Raw genomic sequence first — 18,232 nt, forward strand, 5'->3', positions numbered from 1 at the left:
CAGATCGGGCGGCCGAGGGCGCGGTCGCCGGTGCGCGGGTGAATATGAATAGGCAACTGCTGCACACGCCGTTGCTCCGTCAATTGAATACGAAACGGGATCAAGTCGCGTAGCGCTCCTTGCGGCACGACAATGGAGACGTGGCATTTTGGAGACGTAAGCGCAACGGAGCGAGCGACCCGCTTGAAGACGAACGTCTCAAGCTGGGTTACGAGATGGCAAAGACCCTGCTTGGCGCGCAAGAGGGCACGGTGGCGAACCTGCGCACTCGCGCAAGTGCGATTCTGGGTGTGGCGGCGTTCGTTGTGACGTTCTCGTCATCCGTTGGCCTACTGCGGTCCGACGCGACGACGAAGGAACTGATATTCCCGGAATGGGCCGCGTGGACTCTGCTTGGGATGATGCTCGCCCAGGGTGGCTTTGTGATGGGTGTCTTGTGGCCCGTCAAATTCAACTTCGGACATCCTGTAGGAAGCGTTATCAACCCAATGGCGAGTCAAGTAGGACTGAAGCCAATCAACCGCCCACTCATTGAAGGCATGCAGGCCAACATGAAGGCCAATGCAAAGGTCATACGGCGGATGGCCAGACTCCTTCAAGTGGCCATTGTTCTGCTACTCCTCGAAGTAGGGATTCTCCTCATTGCGCTGATCAGCCTGGAGTAACGATGGGTAATGGTGACGACCAACAATGGCCGTACGTGTCGCGCGAAAATGATGAAGAAGACGCTTGGCTGTACGTCTTCGGCAAGGACGCCAGCGAGATGCATGTCGCGAAGATCTTGCAGATCAGAGGCTTTGGCGTACAGCAAGTGCAACAGGTGCAGCAGGTGCAGCAGGTGCAGCGACAGGAGATCGTCCGCGTGATGCTCTCTCCGGGCGAGGACGTCAGTCGAGCTGTCCAGGTACTTCGGGACGAGTTCGGGGAATCCAACGTCCGGCCTACGGGCACCTAGTACTCCAGTCGTAGATCGTGATCTTCATGTCTGATTCGCGGCCTGTCGGCGGTAATGGCTGGCCCTGGCTCGGGCCTGATGGCGGCGTCGCTAAGGGCTGTCCCGCATAAGGGCGTGAGTTGGGGGTTTGCCTGACGGTACGGTCGGCGGGTGGAGTCGAAGAGGGAGAACGGGTGCCCGGCGCACGGGGTCGGTGTGCGTCCTGACTACCTGGTCGGACGTCGTCTTGAGCAAGCAGTCGCCTCGTGGCACCTGTACGACTCAGACGTTCCGTCCGGCCCATTGGACGTGTGGCTGATCGACAGCGAAGCGGTCGCCACACACATCACGACCGGTTCGGACTGGTGCCTGATCGTGGAGACGTCGGTCCCCTTCGCGGGATACGACATGGCGGAGTCAGGCCGCGTCGAGGTGGCGCCGATCAGCAACGAGATCCCGTTCGCGGATCACCTCGGCGAGACGGTACTGGCAGTCAGCGAAGAGAGTGTCCCGGACAGCGGACGGATCGCATTGGAGCTCACCTTCGACTCCGGCCGTGTCCGATGTGAGACCTGGTCCGGAGATCTCCGCCTGTCCAGCAAGTGATCAACGGACCGGCCATGGCGTGAACCGTGTGAGGCTCCCACCGTGGCTGGTGTGATCACGGCGTCGCAGCCGTCCTGGATAGCCCCGTTCACCGGGTTGAGCCCCCGCTGTTTCAGCACATTGGTGGCACAGCTGCGGCATGAGGGAGCTGACGCGGTTCGCAGAGGCCGACCGTGGAGCCTGCCGCTGGCGGACCGGATGCTGTTGGTCACGGCCTACTGGCGCACCAACTTGACGCTGAGGCAGCTCGCCCCGCTGTTCGGCGTCTCGAAGTCCGCCGCCAACCGCATCATCAGCCACCTCGGCCCTCAGCTCGCGCTCAAGCCCCGCAGGCGATTCCGCAAGAACACCGTGCTCATCGTGGACGGAACCCTGGTCCCCACCCGCGACCACACCGTGGCCGAGCGGTCGAAGAACTACCGGTACTCGACGAACCACCAGGTCGTCATCGACGCCGACACCCTGCGCGTCGTCGTGGTCGGCCGGCCGTTACCCGGCAACCGCACGACTGCAAGGCGTGGGCACTGTCCGGAGCCGAGGACGCCGTCGGCCGCACCACCGTGATCGCCGACGGGGGCTATCGGGGCACCGGCCTGGTCATCCCGCACCGGCGCGAGCGCGGGCAGAGCGAACTGCCGGCTTGGCAGGAAGACCACGACACTTCTCACCGCCAGGTCCGCGCCCGTGTCGAGCACGCCTTCGCCCGCATGAAGACCTGGAAGATCCTCCGCGACTGCCGCTTGAAGGGCGACGGTGTCCATCACGCGATGAGAGGCATCGCCCACTTGCACAACCTCGCACTCGGCCGATAGGCGAGCCGAGCGGACAGCAGCCGGTCACAGTTCCACTGACTCAAAGATCTTTACGGGACGGCCCCTAGAAGAGCGAGGCGGGCTCGGGGACGCCGCTCTCGAAGGCGAGCAGGCGCTGCTTGCGCTCCAGGCCGCCGCCGTAGCCGGTCAGGCCGCCGCTCGCGCCGATGACCCGGTGGCACGGGACGATGATGCCGATGGGGTTCTTGCCGTTGGCCAGGCCGACCGCGCGGGAGGCGCCGGGTTTGCCGAGGGCCACGGCCAGTTCGCCGTACGAACGGGTCTCGCCGTACGGGATCTTCCGCAGCTGCTCCCAGACGCTGCGCTGGAACGGTGTGCCGTCGAGGTGCAGCGGCAGGTCGAAGACGGTGAGCTCGCGCGCGTAGTAGGCGTCGAGTTGGCGGACGGCCTCGGCGAAGGGGCGCGGGTCCGGGTCGCCGAAGCTCTCCTCCGGGGGGCGGTGGCGCTGGTCGGTCATGTAGAGCCCGCTGAGGACCCCGTCGGTGGCGACGAGGGTGAGGAGGCCGTACGGGCTGTCGACCACGGTGTGCTGGCGGTGCATCGGATGGCTTCCTTCGAGTCGTTACGCGGGCAGGTGGTTGATCGGGTGGCTGTCGGTGGCCCACAGGTACTGGACGGCGTACGCGCGCCAGGGACGCCAGGCGGCGGCCCGTGCCGTCAGCGCGGCGGGGGTCGAGGGCAGGCCGAGCCCCGCGGCGGCGCGGCGGACGCCGAGGTCCGTGGGGAGGAAGGCGTCCGGGTCGCCGAGGGCGCGCATCGCGATGGCCTCGACCGTCCAGGGGCCGAAGCCGGGGAGCGCGGCGAGGCGGGAGCGGGCCTCGTCCCAGTCGGTGCCCAGGCCGAGCCGGAGCGAGCCGTCGGCGAGGGCGCCGACCAGGGTGGTGAGGGTGGCGCGGCGGCTGCGCGGCAGGGCCAGCGCCTCCGGATCGAGGGCGGCGAGCGCCTCGGGGCCGGGGAAGAGGTGTGTGAGGCCGCCTTGGGGGTCGTCGACGGGGGTGCCGTGCGCCGTGACGAGCCGTCCGGCGTGGGTGCGGGCGGCGGCGGTGGAGACCTGCTGGCCGAGGACCGCGCGTACGGCGAACTCGGCGGCGTCGACGGTGCGGGGGACCCGGCGGCCGGGGGCCTGGTCGACGAGGGGCGCCAGCAGCGGGTCGGTGCGCAGTTGGTCGTCGATGGCGACGGGGTCGGCGTCCAGGTCGAGCAGGCGGCGGCAGCGGCTGATGGCGAGGGTGAGGTCGCGCGGGTCGGTGAGCGAGAGGCGGCAGGCGATGTGGTCGGGGCGGGGCGCGAGCGCGACGATGCCGTGGCCGTGCGGCAGGGCGAGGGTGCGGCGGTAGGCGCCGTCGCGCCACTCCTCGACGCCGGGGACGGCGGTGGCGGCCAGGTGCCCGAAGAGGTTGTCGGGGTTGAGGGGGGCACGGTAGGGCAGCCGCAGCGCGATGACGCCGGGGGTGTGGGGCGTCTTCGCCGCGCTGCGGGCGGCCCGGGCGCGCAGCTCGCTCGGGGCGAGGGCGAAGACCTCGCGGACGGTGTCGTTGAAGGTGCGGATGGAGGCGAACCCGGCGGCGAACGCCACGTCCGCCATGGGCAGCTCGGTCGTCTCGATGAGCAGCCGCGCGGTCTGGGCGCGCTGGGCGCGGGCGAGGGCGAGCGGTCCGGCGCCGAGCTCGGCGAGGAGCTGGCGCTCGATCTGCCGGGTCGAGTAGCCGAGCCGGGCCGCGAGCCCGGGCACGCCCTCGCGGTCGACGACCCCGTCCTGGATGAGGCGCATGGCGCGGGCGACGGTGTCGGCGCGGGCGTTCCACTCGGGAGATCCGGGGCTGGTGTCGGGGCGGCACCGCTTGCACGCCCGGAAACCGGCCTGCTGGCAGGCGGCGGCGCTGGGGTAGAACGTCATGTTCTCGGGCTTGGGCGGCACGACCGGGCAGCTGGGCCGGCAGTAGATCCGGGTGGTGAGGACGGCCGTGAAGAACCAGCCGTCGAACCGGGCGTCCTTGGAGCGGACGGCCCGCACGCAGCGATCGGTGTCGGTGTGCATGACGGTGTGCATGGTCCAAGCATTCAGCAGCGGAGCGCGCGGGGCTGGCGGGAATACGACACCATCCTCGCACTGCCTGCACGCTCGCGCGTCGCCTGCTCCGGGGCACTTGTCGCCCGGGCTCCTGTCGCCGGGCTCCTCGTCGCCCGGGTTACTTGTCGCGTACGCGGGCGGCGGCCAGCTCGGCCTCCCTGATCACGGTCTCGGTGTCGACGTCGACGAGCACGCCGTGCGCCTTGCGCAGGCGGCCGTCCACGAAGACGTGGCTGACGTTGGGGGGCTGGCCGTTGAGGACGATCTGGCTGATCCAGTCGAAGCGGGGCGCGAAGTTCAGGGTGCCCGGGTCGAGGACGACCACGTCCGCGCGTTTGCCGGGGGTCAGGGAGCCGACGCGGTCGGCCATGCCGACGCACTCGGCGCCGCCCAGGGTCGCCATGCGCAGCACCGCCGGGATGGTGGGGTGTACCCCGGCGTCCTGGTGCAGGGCGCGCTGGAGTCCCACGGCCGCCTTCATCACGTTGAACATGTCGGAGGTGTCGTTGGTGCCGCCGTCGTGGCCGAGCCCGGCCTTCACGCCGCGCGCGTGGAGGGCGGGCAGGCGCATGATGCCGGAGGCGAGGCGCATGTTGCTGAGGGGGCAGTGGGCCACGCGGACGTCGTGCTCGGCGATGAGGGCGATCTCGTCGTCGGTGAGGTGGATGGCGTGGTTCATCAGCAGGTCGGGGCCGAAGGCCCCGGCGAGGCGGAGGGCGCCGATCGGGTCGTCCCTGCGGTCGACGGGGTGTTCGAGGACGTGGGAGTTGAACATCACCCCGAGGTCGCGGGCGATCTCGTGGAAGCGGCGCAGGCGGTTGACCGCGTACATGCCCGCGTGGACGGACACCTGCGCCGAGGCGAGCGGCAGCGGGTCGAGCAGCTCCTTCTTCACGCGGGGTACGAGGTCGGCGTTGGCCTCGCTCTGCATCATCGCGTAGACGAAGCGGAGCCCGGAGTCGTCGAGCGCCTGGACGTAGCGCTCGCTGGTGGCGTACGGGATGGGGTGCACCCAGTCGACGAGGGTGGTGACACCGGCTTGGAGCGCGTCGAGGGCGGCGAGGTGGACGAAGCGGTACATGTCGTCGGGGCCGATTCGGGCGAGGGTCGCGCTGTTGCAGTCGGCGAGCCAGCCGTACAGGTCCTGGGTGGAGCAGCCGCCGCGGATGCTGGACTGCCACAGGTGGTTGTGGATGTCGACGAATCCGGGCAGCACCATGCGGCCGGTCACGTCGATCACGCGGGCCCCGGTCGGCGCGGCGAGCCGCCGGCCCACGGCGGCGATGGCGCCGTCGCGCAGGAGCACGTCGGCGTGGCGGAGGGTGCCGAGGGGGCCGTCCCCGATGCCGGGGTCCATGGTGAGGACGAGCTCCGCGCCGCGGAGCAGGGTGGGGTGCGGCCGGTCGGGTCTCTGCTCTCCCTGCTGGGGCTGTCTGCGGGGGGCGGGGCGGGCGGCGCCGGTCAGACCCGCCGTCAGTCCGCCCATGAGGGGGACGGTGCCGAGACCGGCGAGGACGGTGCGGCGACGCGGGTGGCCGGATGCGGAGTGGGGGGACTCGGAGTGGGCGGACTCGGAGGAAAGAGAGTCGGCGGAGAGGGGTTCGGAGTGGGGGGATGCGGGACGGGGGGATTCCAGGCGGGGGGATTCCGTCATGGGGGTTATATCCCGCGTCGGCACCGCGCGGAAAAGCCCAATTCCGGCCGGGGCGCCGCGCCTTACCCGTCCGCGTGACGGTTGGTGGCTAGAGTCGCGCGTGTGGCGGACTCGGACCTCGGCTTTTTCACGGACCTGCTCGACTATCCGATGTACGTGGTGACGGCCGCGGCACACGGGGAGCGGGCCGGCTGTCTGGTGGGCTTCGCCTCGCAGTGCTCGATCCATCCGGTTCGCTTCATGGTGTGGCTGTCCACCGCCAACCGGACGTACCGGGTGGCCCGCCACGCGACCCACCTCGGTGTGCATCTGCTCGACCGCGAACAGCTCGACCAGGCGCGGCTGTTCGGGAGCCGGACGGGCGACGACGACGTGGACAAGTTCGCGCGGGTCGCGTGGGAGGCCCGGCAAGGCGACACACCCGTGCTGCGGGACGCCCCCGCGTGGTTCGTGGGCCGGGTGCGGGAGCGGCTCGACGGCGGGGACCATGTGGGCTTCCTCCTGGACCCCGTGGAGGAGTCGCCGTCGGTACCGGGCGACCGGCCGCGCCCGCTGATGTTCGGCGACGCGAGGGGGCTGGAGCCGGGCCACCCGGCCTGAGTCCGTGCCCCCGGGTTTTCCGGTCGGTGTTCCGAGCGGTGTCCTCGGCGTTCGCGGGTACGCGCGCTGACGGGAGGACAAACCGGCGAAAGGAGACACCATGAAGGACTCCTCGATGAGGGCGGTGGGCTGGGCCAGGTCGTTTCCCATCACGGGAGGCGTCCGCGCGGGACGGCGCTGGGCGCGCGAGCACCTGGAGACGCTGGGGTGGACGGAGTACGCCGCCGAGACGGTCGACGACATCCTGCTCACCGTGTCGGAGCTGATCACCAACGCGCACGTCCACGCCCACAGCACCGCGCACCTCGTCCTGACCTGGGACAACCGCTGCCTGCACGTCAGCGTCCACGACTCCGGCGGCGGCGTGCCGACGCCCCGCTCACCTGACACCACGTCACCGGGCGGCCGGGGCCTCGCGCTCGTCGACGCGGTCTGCGACCACTGGCACTCCCACGCCCGGGAGGACGGGAAGACCATCACGGCGTGTTTCACCCCGCCGAGCCCGCCTTCCGCCGGACCGCGGGGCGGGGGCGCGTGACGCGGGGCGTGTGACGGCGGAGATCCAGGGCTGAGGGGGCGCCCTCAACAGGGCAGCCCTGTTCGGTATGTCGCACATCGTTCGTAATTTTGTCAGGACCATTGACGGCGCATTTTCAGCCGGTCTACGGTCCCGTTCGAATTCACGAGCAGCATTCGTCATATCGAACATCCGGGGGCGCCGGGACGCGTCCCCGTGCCCAAGGAGCCGCTGCCCATGCCCGGACGTCGTCGTCACTCCCCCGGCCCGCGCGCCGCCCTCACCGCCGCCGCGTGCGCCGCCCTGCTGCTGGGCCCGCCGCCCACGGCGCACGCCGCGGACCACCGCACCGCCCGCCACCTCGTCACGGGTTCGGTCACGGGTGACATCGAGGTCCACGACCCGTCCGCGATACGGCTGAAAGACGGCACGTACGTCGTCTACTCCACGCACAACGGCATCGAGGCCCGCACCTCCGCCGACGGCCGCCACTGGCGGCGGGCGGGTTCGGCCTTCCGCTCGACGCCCGCGTGGTGGCGCGCGTACTCCGCCGAGAGCGACCCCTGGGCGCCCGAGGTCCTCCACCGGGGCGGCACGTACTGGCTGTACTACGCCGTCTCGTCGTTCGGCTCCAACCACTCCGCCATCGGCCTGGCCACCTCCCCCACAGGGCGGCCCGGCACGTGGGAGGACCGGGGAGTGGTGTTCTCGTCCAGCACCGCGGACGACTACAACGCCATCGATCCGGGCGTCATCCAGGGCGGCGGCAGGCTGTGGATGTCCTTCGGCTCGCACTGGACCGGCATCCGCATGGTCGAACTCGACCCGCGCACCGGCAAGGCGCGGCCCGGCGCCCCGGTGCACCACCTGGCGACCCGCCCGGACGCGCCGTACGCCGTCGAGGCCCCGGCCATCGTCAAACGGGGCCCGTACTACTACCTCTTCGTGTCGTACGACCGCTGCTGCGCCGGCACCGACTCGACGTACAACATCCGTGTCGGGCGCGCCACTTCGCCCACCGGCCCCTACACCGACCGGGACGGTACGCCGATGACCGAGGGCGGCGGCGAGCTGCTGCTCGCCTCGCGGGGGCGGTACGTCGGGCCCGGCGGGCAGTCCGTCCTGCGCGAACCGGGCGGCCGGGACGTGCTCGTCCACCACTACTACGACGCCGAGGACGGCGGTGTCCCCAAGCTCGCCCTGCGCACCCTGCGCTGGGACGACGCCGACTGGCCCGCCGTCGGCCGCTGACCGCCGCTCTCCTCCTCCCTCCTCCGACTCCGACTCCGACTCCGAAAGGCCACCATGTCCCGCTCCGCCCCCGCCTCCGGTACCGCGCGCTTCACGCTGGACCCCGCCTTCACCGTGGGCGAGGTCAGCCCCCGGCTCTTCGGCTCCTTCGTCGAGCACCTCGGCCGCTGCGTCTACACCGGCATCTACGAGCCCGGCCACCCCAGCGCCGACGAGGCGGGGCTGCGCACCGACGTCCTGGAGCTGATCCGCGAACTGGGCGTCACCACGATCCGCTACCCCGGCGGCAACTTCGTCTCCGGCTACCGCTGGGAGGACTCCGTCGGGCCGGTCGAGGAGCGGCCGCGCCGCCTCGACCTCGCGTGGCGCTCCACCGAGACCAACCGCTTCGGGCTCAGCGAGTTCATGGCGTTCCTGCAGAAGGTCGGCCCGCAGGCGGAGCCGATGCTCGCCGTCAACCTCGGGACGCGCGGGGTCGCCGACGCCCTCGCGCTCCAGGAGTACGCCAACCACCCCTCCGGCACGGCCCTTTCGGACCTGCGCGTATCCCACGGCGACAAGGACCCCTTCGGCATCCGGCTGTGGTGCCTCGGCAACGAGATGGACGGCCCCTGGCAGACGGGCCACAAGACCGCCGAGGAGTACGGCCGACTGGCCGCCGAGACGGCGCGCGCCATGCGCCAGATCGACCGCGACGTGGAGCTCGTCGCCTGCGGCTCCTCCAGCCGGGCCATGCCGACCTTCGCCGCCTGGGAGGCGGCGGTGCTCCAGGAGACGTACGACCTGGTCGACTACATCTCCCTGCACGCGTACTACGAGGAGGTGGACGGTGACCGCGACTCGTTCCTCGCCTCCGCCGTCGACATGGAGTCCTTCATCGAGAACGTCGTGGCCACCTGCGACCACGTGGGCGCCCGGCTGAAGTCGCCGAAGCGGATCAACCTCTCCTTCGACGAGTGGAACGTCTGGTACATGAGCCGTTTCCAGGAGGAGGCGGACGCCAGTCCGCTGGACTGGCCCGAGGCGCCGCGCCTGCTGGAGGACTCCTACAGCGTCACCGACGCGGTGGTGTTCGGCTCGCTGCTGATCACCCTGCTGCGGCACGCCGACCGCGTCACCGTGGCGTGCCTGGCCCAGCTGGTGAACGTCATCGCCCCGATCATGACCGAGCCGGGCGGACCGGCCTGGCGGCAGACCACCTTCTTCCCCTTCGCGCAGGCCGCCCGTCACGGGCGCGGCGAGGTGCTGGACGTACGGGTGGACGCACCGCGCCGGCGGACGGCGAAGTACGGCGAGGTGCCGCTGCTGCACGCCACCGCCGTACGGGACCCGGAGACCGGGGCCGTCACCGTCTTCGCCGTCAACCGGAGCCAGAGTGAGCCGCTGCCGCTCCGGGTCGCACTCGGCGGGCTGGGCGTCGGCGGGGTCGTGGAGCACAGCGTGCTCGCCGACGCCGACCCGGACGCGCGCAACACCCTCGCCGAGCCCGAGCGGGTCGTCCCGCACGCGGGCGAGGGCGCCCGGGTGGCCGACGGCGTACTGGAGGTCACCCTCGAGCCGCTGTCCTGGACGATGCTCCGGCTCGCCTGAGCCCGTCCCCCGTCCCCCGTCCCCTGTCCCCCGTCCCCCCTGTCCCGTTCCCGAGAGACGAGCTTCATGAGACCACCTCACCTCAGCCGGCGCGGCGCCCTGGCAGCGGCGGCCGCCGCCACGACCGCCGCGCTGGCCGGCGGCTGTGCCGCACCCTCCGCCGCGGCCGGGGGCCGGACCCGGCTGCGCTTCTGGCACCTGTTCGGCGGCGGCGACGGCGTCACCATGCAGGCCATGCTCGACGCCTTCCGCGCCGACCACCCCGGGATAGCCCTGGAGGCGGCGACCCTGCAATGGGGTGCCCCGTACTACACGAAGCTCGGCATGGCGGGGGCGGGCGGCCGCGCCCCCGAACTGGCCGTCCTCCACCTCGCCCGCCTCGCCGGGTTCGCCCCCGGGCGGCTGCTCGACCCCTTCGACCTGGACCTGCTCGGCGAACTGGGCGTCCGCGCCACCGACTTCCCGTCCGACATCTGGCGGCGCGGCCAGGCCGGCGGCAAGCAGTACGCCGTACCGCTGGACACCCACCCGCTGGTCCTCTACTACCAGACCGAGGTGTGCGAGAAGGCGGGCCTGCTGGAGGGCGGCGGTGACCGGCGTACGCTCAAGCCCCTCCGCGACGCGGCCGAGTTCGCCGACGCACTGCGGGCGGCGAAGAAGGCCACCGGGCAGCCCGGGCTCGTCACGGAGACCCTGGGTCCGGACTGCATCACACCGTGGCGGCTGTTCGCCACGTTCTACTCGCAGACCGGTGGCCGGGTGCTCTCCGAGGACGGCAGACGGCTCGTCCTGGACGACGCCAAGGCGCTGACGGTGCTGGAGTTCATGGCCCGGCTCGTCGAAGAGGGGCTGTGGGTGCGGCGCGCCGACTACGCGGCGTCCGTCGGCATCTTCAACGGCGGGAAGACCGCTTTCCACCTCAACGGGGAGTGGGAGGTCACGTCCTTCCGCACCACCGGTCTGAAGTTCTCGATGACCCGCGTCCCCGGGCTCTTCGGCCGGCCCACCGCCCAGGCCGACTGCCACGCCTTCGTCCTCCCGCACATCGCGGGCCGGGGCGGCGCCCCCGACGAGGCGGCGCACACGCTCGTCGCCTGGATGCTGAAGCACTCGGTCGCCTGGGCGCAGGGCGGCCACGTACCGGCCTACCTGCCGGTCCTGGACGACCCCGAATACCTGGCGCTGCACCCGCAGTCCGCGTACCGCGACGTCGTGGACGACGTGGTGCTCGACGACCCGGCATGGTTCACGGGCTCCGCCTCCCGCATGTGGATCGAGCTGGGCGGTGTCTTCTCCGGCGTCCTCACCGGGTCCCGCACGCCGCGCGCCGCGCTGGCCGAGGCCAAGCGGCGGCTGCGGCGCCTCCTCGACACCCGCGACCCCCTCTCCGGAGCGGCCTCATGAGCACCGTCGGAGTGAGCCGCCGCTGGACCGAGCACGGGCTCGTGTTCGTGGCGCCCTTCCTCGCCGTCTACGGGCTGTTCCTGGTGTGGCCGCTGGTCTCGGGCGTCGGGATGAGCCTGACCAGCGAGAACATCACCGCGTCGGGCGCCGCGTTCGTGGGCCTGGACAACTACGCGGAGGCGGTGCGGGACCCCGCGGTGTGGTCCTCGCTGTGGAACACGGTGTGGTTCACCGTGCTGTCCACGGTGCCCCTCGTCGTCGTGGGCCTGGGACTCGCGCTGCTGGCGCACCAGTTGCGGGTGGTGCAGTGGCTGTGGCGGCTGAGCTGGTTCGCGCCGTTCCTGCTGCCGTCCGGCGTGGTGTGCCTGCTCTTCGCGCAGATGATCTACCCGTCGGGCTTCGGGCTCGCCGACCAGTTGCTGGCCTCGGCCGGCCTGGAGCCGGGCATCGGCTGGCTCACCGACGAGCGCTACGCGATGCTCTCCATCGTCCTGACCACCGTGTGGTGGACCGTCGGCTTCAACTTCCTGCTCTACCTCGCCGCCCTCCAGGCCATCCCGCTCCACCTGTACGAGGCGGCCGAGCTGGACGGCGCGGGCGCGTGGCGCCGGCTGTGGCACATCACGCTGCCGATGCTGCACCGGACCACCGGACTGGTCGTCGTCCTCCAGGTGCTGGCCTCGCTGAAGATCTTCGACCAGGTGTACCTGATGACCGGCGGCGGCCCGGACGACTCCACCCGGCCGATCCTCCAGTACGTCTACCAGCAGGGCTTCACCGGATACCGGATCGGCTACGCGTCAGCGGTCTCCTACCTCTTCTTCGCCCTGATCCTGACCGTCTCCCTGGTGCAGCCGTGGCTGTCCCGGCGACGCCGAGCCGAGGAGGCCGCCACGTGAGCGCGCCCGCCGTCCCCCGCCCCCGCCCCCGTACCCGTACCCGTACCCGCTGGTCCGCGGGCCGGACCGCCCTGTTCGCCGTCGGTCTGCTGCTCGTGGTGGCGTGGCTGCTGCCGCTCGCCTGGGCCGTCGCCACCTCCCTCAAACCGGAGGGCGAGACGACCCGCACCCCGCTGGAGTGGTTCGGCTCCACGGTCACCCTCGACGCGTACGCCAAGGTGTGGGAGTCCGGCGACCTGCTGCGCTGGACGCTCAACTCCGCGTACGTCTCCGTGATGACGACCCTGCTCACGGTGGTGCTGTGCGCGATGGCCGCGTACGGCTTCACGCGCACCGACTTCCGCGGCCGCAAGCTGCTGTACGGGCTGGTGCTCGCCGGCATCATGGTCCCGCCGCAGGTGCTGATCGCGCCGCTGTTCGCGGAGATGGTGCAGCTCGGGCTCGTCGACACGTACTGGGGCGTGATCCTGCCGCAGGTGGCCGTGCCGGCGATGGTCTTCATCCTGGTGAAGTTCTTCGAGGGCCTGCCGCGCGAGCTGGAGGAGGCCGCCTTCGTCGACGGGGCCGGGCGGTGGCGGGTCTTCTGGACGATCGTGCTGCCGCTGTCGCGGCCGGTGCTGGCGGCCGTGGCCGTCTTCACCTTCATCTCCACCTGGAACAACTTCCTCTGGCCGTTCCTGGTGACCACCGACCCGAACGGCATGACGCTGCCGGTGGGACTGGTCAACGTCCAGTCGTCGTTCGGTGTGCGCTACGCGCAGATCATGGCGTCCGTGGTGATCGCCGGACTGCCGCTGCTGGTGATCTTCATGCTGTTCCAGCGGCAGATCGTCCGGGGCATCGCGCACACCGGCCTCGCCGGCCAGTGACGCCGCCTCACCCATCCCCCTCAAGGAGAAACGCATGAGCCGCACTTCTCCGCACCGCCCCCACCCGCACCGCCCCCACACGTACCGCCGCCGCGCGCGCCGCACCCTGCTCACCCTCACCCTCGCGGTGCTGCTCGCCCTCGTCCCCGGGACGGCCTCCGCCTACCCCGCGCCCGGGTACGTCACCGGGGACATCGCCGTCCACGACCCGTCGATGCTGCGCGACCCGTCCGGCCAGTACCTGCTGCACTCCACCGGGGAGGGACTCCAGGTGCGGACGTCCACCGACCGGGTCGCCTTCGGCCGGGCCGGGAACGCCTTCACCACCCGGCCCGGCTGGTGGAAGGAGTACTCCTCCGTCCCGGAGGCGTGGGCGCCCGACGTGTCGTACCAGGGCGGGCGGTACTGGATGTACTACTCCGTCTCCTCCTTCGGCTCCAACACCTCCGCGATCGGGCTCGCGGTGTCGTCGACCGGCCGCCCCGGCAGCTGGTCGGACCGGGGCGTCGTCATCGCCTCCCGTACGGGCGACGACCACAACGCCATCGACCCGCACCTGTTCGTGGACGACGACGGCAGGTGGTGGCTGTCGTTCGGATCGTGGTGGAGCGGTCTGAAGCTGATCCGGATCGATCCGGCCACGGGCAAGCGGCTCGCGGGCGACACCGCGCTCCGCCCGATCGCGGCGCGGCCGGGCGGCGGCGGCATCGAGGCGCCGTTCATCGTGAAGCGGAACGGCTACTACTACCTCTTCGCGTCGTACGACCGCTGCTGCGCCGGCGTCGACTCCACCTACCGGATCAAGGTGGGACGCGCGACCGCCGTGACGGGCCCGTACGTCGACCGGACCGGCACGCCGCTGACGAACGGCGGCGGCACGCCGGTCATGGAGACCCAGGGCCGCTACATCGGCCCCGGCGGCCAGTCGGTGATGCGGGACGTCGACGGCGACCTGCTCGTGTACCACTACTACGACGGCCAGGACGGCGGCCGCTCCAAACTGGGCGTCAACCTGCTGAACTGGAGCGGCGGCTGGCCGACGGCCTACTGAGCCCGGCGTGCGCCCAGGTGCCGGCCGAAGAAGGCGGCCACGTGGTGGCGCACGGCCGGCACGGACACGGCCGGGTCGAGCGCGCCGACGAGCTCGGCCCGGCCCTCGGCGGTCATCAGCCCGACGGCCTGCAACAGGGGCGCGAAGGCCGCGTAGTCGGTGAACACGCCGTGCGCGGCACCGTCCAGCTGCCGTCGCACGGTGCGTCCCCGCGGGTGCGCGAGCATCGCCGACCAGGAGCGTTCCAGCGCCTTCCGGTCGGTGAAGCCGTCGGTCCCCAGCAGGAGCAGCGGGCGGTCCACGCCGTCCCGGGCGACCGGGAACAGCTCCCCTTCGCGGCCGGGTGCCTCGGCCGGGTGGTCGAGGTAGCCCTCCAGGTTGGCCGCCGCAACCAGACGGGCGTCCTCGTACAGCGCCTGGGCCGCGGCGGTGCCGCCGGCGGAGTGGCCGTAGATCCCCACGCGCCGCAGGTCCAGGGCGCGTCCGAGGTGGAGCGGCAGCGCGCGGCCCGCCGCGTCGGGGTTCCGCCCGGCCGCCAGCTCCGCCAGCCGGTCCAGGACGAACCGGGTGTCCGCTACGCGGGTGCCGATCACGGTCCGGAAGAGCGCGGGATCGGTGCGGGGGTCCCCGGTGAAGACGGTCTGGCGCAGGACGCCGTCCCGGTACGCGGCCGGGGCCGGGAACTCGACCTCGCTCGCGTCGCCGGGGTGGTCCATGGCCACCACCACGTGGCCGCGCGAGGCGAGTTCCTCGGCGAGCGCGGTGCCGAGGGTGCGCGGATCGCCGCCGCCCGGGCTGTACAGCAGCACCGGCCGCGGTACGGGCAGCGCGGGCGCGCCCAGGTGGGCGTGGGTCGTGGTGGCCGCCCAGTCCACCCCCGCGCGCGGCAGCTGCGGGCGCATCGCGGGAGCGAGCTCCGCGAAGGACCGCGCGGCGCCCGGCGTCATGTGCGGGGCCCGGGGGTACGCGCGGACGGTGCGGGCCGGGTAGAACACCGTGACCATCAGCTCCCGGACGGGGATGCCCGGGTCCCACGGGTCGCGCCGGGAGCGGTCGACGAGATGCAGCGTGACGGCCCCGATCCGGTACGGGCCGGTCGGCGCCGGCAGCCGCGGGACCACATCGCCGCCCTCGGCCCCCGTCCCTGCCCCTGCCCGGGCCCGGGCCCGCGTGGTGCCGCCCAGGGCCGTGAGCGCGGTGGCCAGTACGGCCGAGGCGGTGACGGTACGGCGGCTCACCGCGGCGGGGCCTCCGGGCCCGGGCGTGTTCTGCGACATGTCTCTCCTCTGTCCTCTCGGTCACGTCCCGCGCGAGCGCGGGGGCATGACCGCATGCTGCGCGCCGGAGAGGAGCGCGGGCCATCGTTCAGTCCCTGCCCGAAAGGATGGCGTGGAGGCGGGCCTGCCCCACGGGGATGAGTGACGCGCGCCGCCGCAGCGCGTTAAGCCGTTTGTGTCAAAGACCGTCAACACCGCAACCGCCGTCACCACCGCCGCCGTTCCCGCTGACGACGCCGGCGCGCCGCCCGCTCCGCCGCCGTTCCTGCTGACGACACCGCAGGGCGGGGCGGCACGTACCCTCCTGTCGTACGTGGCCGCGCTGCCCCTGCCGTCACCCGATGCCCGGCTGCTCGCGGTCGTCCTCGCCATCCGGGCCGCCCGCACCGGCATCGGCAACATCACGGGCATGGACCTGCGGTCGCTGAGGCTGGCCGACCCCGCCGAGGCCGTCGCCGCGCTGAGCGGCCTCGGGTGGCAGGTGCCCGACCGGCTCCTCGGCGGGGACCCGGACGTTCCCGTCCCCGTGACGGTGCCGGGCCTCGCCGACGGGACGGATCGGCCCCTGCCGTTCGGCAAGTTCATGCGCTCCCGGGTGTCGGGCTGGACCGTCCGCACCATGAACTCCAAGCCGGTCAAGAAGACGGCGCCGGATACGCGGCTCGCCGCCCTGTTCCTGGCCGCCCACGCCTCCGCCGAGCTCCACGGGACGGTGCCCGAGGACCTGCCCGAAGCGTGCCGTGCCGCCCTACCCGACCTGCTGAGCAGGGCGTTCCTCGCCGAACTCGCGGGTGACCGCTACCGCCTCGCCCCGGGGGTGCGGCACCTCGCCGGCCTGCTGCCCCACCCCGACGACCAGGATCAGCCCGCCCCGGTGCCGTCGCAGCGCGCCCCCGAGGTGCCGGAGGTCGGCCCGGCCGAGTGGGAGAAGTGGAAGGCCGGAGCCAGCCCGGCCCTGCGGCGGCACGCCGAGGCCGTCGAGCACTGCGCCGTGTGCAGGATGCCCCTCGGGCGGGTGGCGACCGCCTTCGTCGCCACCCGCCCCTCCGTCCCGGCGCCGCGGTCCGTACGCGACGCCTACGACGCCTGGCAGGAGAAGCACCCCGACCGCGGCCCGCTTGCCGCGCGGTTCACCGTCGCGTTCCGCGCGCAGCACGGCCACGGCCCCTCCTACACCCAGCTGTGCGCCGGTCTGGGCTGGAAGCTGTCCCGGAATGTGCGCACCGTCGTCGTGGAGCGGCTGCTGGCGGACGGATGGCTCACCGACACCTCCCCCGTGCCGTGGACCCTGCGCCCGGGGAAGGCCGCCCAGGCGGCCGGGATCGTCCTTCCGCCGCCCCGGTAAGACACTCTGGGCGACCGGACGGGTGCGTACGGCGAGCACGGGGCGGGCATGGGCGGCGCCCGCCCCGGCCGGGGGTGACCGCTTCACCGGACGAAATGGTGGATATCGACTTAACCTGGTGGTACTCACTCTCCAGAGCCTGGGGGAATCATGGAACTCGGCTTCCTCAAACCGCTCTTCGACCGGCCAGGCCCATGGGCTTCCGTCTACCTCGACACCTCGCGCGCGACCGAGGACGCGGCGAAGATGCAGGAGCTCCGCAACCGCGCGGCCGCGTCGCAGCTCATCGACGCGGGTGCCGACGCCTACACCGTGCGGGCGGTGACGGACACGCTCGCCCGTGAACCGGTCTCGGGCGCGCCACCCGGCCGGGCGCTCTTCGCCACGGGCGCCGAGGTCGTGCTGGACGTCCCGCTCTCGGTGCCGCCGCCGTCCACCCAGGCGACCTGGTCGATCCTGCCGCACATCGCGCCGCTCACCGGCCTGCGGGGCGACGAGCCGCGGTGTCTGGTCGCCTACATCGACCACACGGGCGCCGATCTGGAACTGCGCGACGCGCAGGACCGGCGGGTCGTGGGCCAGGCGCAGGGCAAGGAGTGGCAGGGACGCGGGCACCGCAGCATCCCCGAGGACCGCTACGAGTGGCACTACCGCAACAAGATCGAGAACAGCTGGAACGAGACCGCCGACATCATCGCGGCGGAGATCGTCCGCGCCTGGCAGGAGTGCGGCGCCGACCTGCTGGTCCTGACCGGTGATCCGCGCGAGCGCAGGGCCGTGCACAACCGGCTGCCGGAGCGCGTCCGGGCCGTCACCGCGGAGGCCGGGAACGGCGGCAGGTCGCCGGGGGCCTCGAAGCGGGTGCTCGACCAGCAGATCGCCGAAGCGTGCGAGAGGTTCGCGCGCGCCCGGCTCCAGGACGCCCTCGAACGCTTCTACACGGGGCGCGGCAGGCCGGGCGAACACCGGGAGACCGCCTCCGTCGACACCGGCCCCGGCCAGGCCGCCGAAGGCATGCCGGCGGTCGTCGACGCCGTACGCAGACACCAGGTGGCCACCCTGCTGCTGACGCCGGACGCCTCCGACGCACGCCGGGAGGTGTGGATCGGGCCGGGCGTCGACCAGGTCGCCGTGCAGCGCTCCCAGGTGCGGGCGATGGGGGTCGCCAGGCCCGAGCGTGCGCGCGCCGACGACGCCCTGCTGCGGTCCGCCGCGGCGGCCGCCTGCGAGGTGCTCACCGTCCCCGACGGGATGCGGGGCCCGGCGGGCGGCCTGGGCGCGGTGCTGCGCTGGAGCATGTGACGCCACCCCGGGCGGCGCGGTCGTGCACG

Annotated in this window: 17 protein-coding genes and 1 pseudogene; 14 read left to right on the plus strand and 4 right to left on the minus strand. The window is 72.1% G+C overall.

What is annotated here, in order from left to right:
• Positions 1-140: 140 nt before the first annotated feature.
• The 4 genes and pseudogenes from AB0A69_RS06190 to AB0A69_RS06205 all read left to right on the plus strand — a co-directional run bounded on the left by AB0A69_RS06190 (position 141) and on the right by AB0A69_RS06205 (position 2,352).
• Positions 141-665 carry a hypothetical protein gene (locus AB0A69_RS06190; protein WP_361415868.1) on the plus strand — a complete coding sequence of 175 codons (525 nt, stop codon included), beginning with the start codon at positions 141-143 and terminating at the stop codon, positions 663-665.
• 2 nt (positions 666-667) lie between these two features.
• The gene (locus AB0A69_RS06195) at positions 668-955 is read left to right on the plus strand and encodes a hypothetical protein (protein WP_361415870.1); all 288 of its coding nucleotides are present in this window, start codon (positions 668-670) and stop codon (positions 953-955) included.
• Between the two features lie 150 nt (positions 956-1,105).
• On the plus strand, positions 1,106-1,540 hold the full coding sequence (locus AB0A69_RS06200; RefSeq protein ID WP_361415872.1) for a hypothetical protein: 435 nt from the start codon (positions 1,106-1,108) through the stop codon (positions 1,538-1,540).
• Between the two features lie 42 nt (positions 1,541-1,582).
• A pseudogene (locus AB0A69_RS06205) lies at positions 1,583-2,352 on the plus strand (transposase).
• Positions 2,353-2,416: 64 nt separating this feature from the next.
• On the opposite strand, the gene AB0A69_RS06210 reads toward AB0A69_RS06205, so the two are convergent.
• The 3 genes from AB0A69_RS06210 to AB0A69_RS06220 form a co-directional block, all read right to left on the minus strand.
• Positions 2,417-2,914: a methylated-DNA--[protein]-cysteine S-methyltransferase gene (locus tag AB0A69_RS06210; RefSeq protein WP_361415874.1), complete on the minus strand. Its 498-nt coding sequence runs from the start codon at positions 2,912-2,914 to the stop codon at positions 2,417-2,419.
• A 21-nt stretch (positions 2,915-2,935) separates the two neighbouring features.
• Positions 2,936-4,411, minus strand: a complete 1,476-nt coding sequence (locus tag AB0A69_RS06215; RefSeq protein WP_361416832.1) for an AlkA N-terminal domain-containing protein — start codon at positions 4,409-4,411, stop codon at positions 2,936-2,938.
• A gap of 151 nt (positions 4,412-4,562) precedes the next feature.
• On the minus strand, positions 4,563-5,930 hold the full coding sequence (locus AB0A69_RS06220; RefSeq protein ID WP_361415876.1) for an amidohydrolase family protein: 1,368 nt from the start codon (positions 5,928-5,930) through the stop codon (positions 4,563-4,565).
• Between the two features lie 318 nt (positions 5,931-6,248).
• Between AB0A69_RS06220 and AB0A69_RS06225 the strand changes: the two genes are divergently transcribed.
• From AB0A69_RS06225 to AB0A69_RS06260, 8 genes are all read left to right on the plus strand, one after another.
• On the plus strand, positions 6,249-6,698 hold the full coding sequence (locus AB0A69_RS06225; RefSeq protein WP_361416835.1) for a flavin reductase family protein: 450 nt from the start codon (positions 6,249-6,251) through the stop codon (positions 6,696-6,698).
• Positions 6,699-6,798: 100 nt separating this feature from the next.
• Positions 6,799-7,236, plus strand: coding sequence for an ATP-binding protein (locus AB0A69_RS06230; protein ID WP_361415878.1), 438 nt, complete (start codon positions 6,799-6,801; stop codon positions 7,234-7,236).
• A 216-nt stretch (positions 7,237-7,452) separates the two neighbouring features.
• Positions 7,453-8,466: an arabinan endo-1,5-alpha-L-arabinosidase gene (locus tag AB0A69_RS06235; protein ID WP_361415880.1), complete on the plus strand. Its 1,014-nt coding sequence runs from the start codon at positions 7,453-7,455 to the stop codon at positions 8,464-8,466.
• Between the two features lie 54 nt (positions 8,467-8,520).
• Positions 8,521-10,056 (plus strand): alpha-N-arabinofuranosidase, encoded by a 1,536-nt coding sequence (locus tag AB0A69_RS06240; RefSeq protein WP_361415882.1) that lies wholly within the window; start codon positions 8,521-8,523, stop codon positions 10,054-10,056.
• 66 nt (positions 10,057-10,122) lie between these two features.
• Positions 10,123-11,460, plus strand: a complete 1,338-nt coding sequence (locus AB0A69_RS06245; protein WP_361415884.1) for an extracellular solute-binding protein — start codon at positions 10,123-10,125, stop codon at positions 11,458-11,460.
• Complete coding sequence (locus AB0A69_RS06250) at positions 11,457-12,359, plus strand: sugar ABC transporter permease (protein ID WP_361415886.1); 903 nt, start codon at positions 11,457-11,459, stop codon at positions 12,357-12,359. The genes AB0A69_RS06245 and AB0A69_RS06250 overlap by 4 nt, the downstream gene beginning before the upstream one ends.
• Complete coding sequence (locus tag AB0A69_RS06255) at positions 12,356-13,228, plus strand: carbohydrate ABC transporter permease (protein ID WP_361415888.1); 873 nt, start codon at positions 12,356-12,358, stop codon at positions 13,226-13,228. Before AB0A69_RS06250 ends, AB0A69_RS06255 begins: the two co-directional genes overlap by 4 nt.
• A 34-nt stretch (positions 13,229-13,262) precedes the next feature.
• Positions 13,263-14,279 carry an arabinan endo-1,5-alpha-L-arabinosidase gene (locus AB0A69_RS06260; protein ID WP_361415890.1) on the plus strand — a complete coding sequence of 339 codons (1,017 nt, stop codon included), beginning with the start codon at positions 13,263-13,265 and terminating at the stop codon, positions 14,277-14,279.
• On the opposite strand, the gene AB0A69_RS06265 is transcribed toward AB0A69_RS06260, so the two are convergent.
• Positions 14,273-15,556: an alpha/beta hydrolase gene (locus tag AB0A69_RS06265; protein ID WP_361415892.1), complete on the minus strand. Its 1,284-nt coding sequence runs from the start codon at positions 15,554-15,556 to the stop codon at positions 14,273-14,275. The two genes, AB0A69_RS06260 and AB0A69_RS06265, sit on opposite strands and share 7 nt — an antisense overlap.
• A gap of 175 nt (positions 15,557-15,731) precedes the next feature.
• Between AB0A69_RS06265 and AB0A69_RS06270 the strand changes: the two genes are divergently transcribed.
• Both AB0A69_RS06270 and AB0A69_RS06275 read left to right on the plus strand, forming a co-directional pair.
• Positions 15,732-16,901: a hypothetical protein gene (locus AB0A69_RS06270; protein WP_361415894.1), complete on the plus strand. Its 1,170-nt coding sequence runs from the start codon at positions 15,732-15,734 to the stop codon at positions 16,899-16,901.
• Positions 16,902-17,051: 150 nt separating this feature from the next.
• Positions 17,052-18,203, plus strand: coding sequence for a hypothetical protein (locus tag AB0A69_RS06275; protein ID WP_361415896.1), 1,152 nt, complete (start codon positions 17,052-17,054; stop codon positions 18,201-18,203).
• Positions 18,204-18,232 lie beyond the last annotated feature (29 nt).

The organism is Streptomyces sp. NPDC045431 (assembly GCF_040646655.1).
GTDB lineage: Bacteria > Actinomycetota > Actinomycetes > Streptomycetales > Streptomycetaceae > Streptomyces.

What these genes read in the sequence shown, in the direction of transcription:
- AB0A69_RS06195 (WP_361415870.1), top strand. Translation starts at nt 668, where the DNA reads ATGGGTAATGGTGACGACCAACAATGGCCGTACGTGTCGCGCGAAAAT.
- AB0A69_RS06210 (WP_361415874.1), bottom strand. Translation starts at nt 2,914, where the DNA reads ATGCACCGCCAGCACACCGTGGTCGACAGCCCGTACGGCCTCCTCACC.
- AB0A69_RS06215 (WP_361416832.1), bottom strand. Translation starts at nt 4,411, where the DNA reads ATGCACACCGACACCGATCGCTGCGTGCGGGCCGTCCGCTCCAAGGAC.
- AB0A69_RS06220 (WP_361415876.1), bottom strand. Translation starts at nt 5,930, where the DNA reads ATGGGCGGACTGACGGCGGGTCTGACCGGCGCCGCCCGCCCCGCCCCC.
- AB0A69_RS06225 (WP_361416835.1), top strand. Translation starts at nt 6,249, where the DNA reads ATGTACGTGGTGACGGCCGCGGCACACGGGGAGCGGGCCGGCTGTCTG.
- AB0A69_RS06230 (WP_361415878.1), top strand. Translation starts at nt 6,799, where the DNA reads ATGAAGGACTCCTCGATGAGGGCGGTGGGCTGGGCCAGGTCGTTTCCC.
- AB0A69_RS06235 (WP_361415880.1), top strand. Translation starts at nt 7,453, where the DNA reads ATGCCCGGACGTCGTCGTCACTCCCCCGGCCCGCGCGCCGCCCTCACC.
- AB0A69_RS06240 (WP_361415882.1), top strand. Translation starts at nt 8,521, where the DNA reads ATGTCCCGCTCCGCCCCCGCCTCCGGTACCGCGCGCTTCACGCTGGAC.
- AB0A69_RS06245 (WP_361415884.1), top strand. Translation starts at nt 10,123, where the DNA reads ATGAGACCACCTCACCTCAGCCGGCGCGGCGCCCTGGCAGCGGCGGCC.
- AB0A69_RS06250 (WP_361415886.1), top strand. Translation starts at nt 11,457, where the DNA reads ATGAGCACCGTCGGAGTGAGCCGCCGCTGGACCGAGCACGGGCTCGTG.
- AB0A69_RS06260 (WP_361415890.1), top strand. Translation starts at nt 13,263, where the DNA reads ATGAGCCGCACTTCTCCGCACCGCCCCCACCCGCACCGCCCCCACACG.
- AB0A69_RS06265 (WP_361415892.1), bottom strand. Translation starts at nt 15,556, where the DNA reads ATGTCGCAGAACACGCCCGGGCCCGGAGGCCCCGCCGCGGTGAGCCGC.
- AB0A69_RS06275 (WP_361415896.1), top strand. Translation starts at nt 17,052, where the DNA reads ATGGAACTCGGCTTCCTCAAACCGCTCTTCGACCGGCCAGGCCCATGG.